The 467-nt window shown below is 31.9% G+C and carries 1 protein-coding gene; it reads right to left on the bottom strand.

The genetic code is table 11. The features are described from left to right. Positions 1 to 467 (bottom strand): N-acetylmuramoyl-L-alanine amidase (locus IC173_RS20415; protein WP_227856211.1); only part of this gene is annotated, 467 nt, incomplete at both ends.

Here is a 467-nt window from a genome sequence, read left to right as displayed (position 1 = left end):
TGTCTGCTGATACTTTATCATCACCACTGTACACTATTGTATGTTTATATCTATTATAATTATTTTCCTCTGATGAACTTATATGTTTAGTTATTGCTTCCACTATTGCAGTAGCTAATTTATCAGCTCCTAAATTTAAATATTTATTCACATCTTCTGTATCAATAAAACATACTTCTATTAGCATACTTTTTGCTTTAGTTTTATTTACTACATATAATCCACTTCCATCTTTCACTCCTCTGTTTGTAAATCCTAGAGCAGATATTTTTTTGCAAACATCTATAGCATCTTGGTACTGTTTACCTTTGTAAGTGTAAACCTCGCATCCTCTGCCACCACCTGCATTAAAATGTATACTTATAAACCAGTCAAGGTCTTGTCTATTTGCCTGTGCTGTTATCTTAGATAAACATTCTGATTGGGTAGACGCTTTATCTATAGTACAATCGGCTACATTATTACCT

The sequence above is a fragment of the Clostridioides sp. ES-S-0048-02 genome (genome assembly GCF_020658495.1).
Lineage (GTDB): Bacteria > Bacillota > Clostridia > Peptostreptococcales > Peptostreptococcaceae > Clostridioides.
This window is presented reverse-complemented; position numbering and strand designations above follow the sequence as displayed.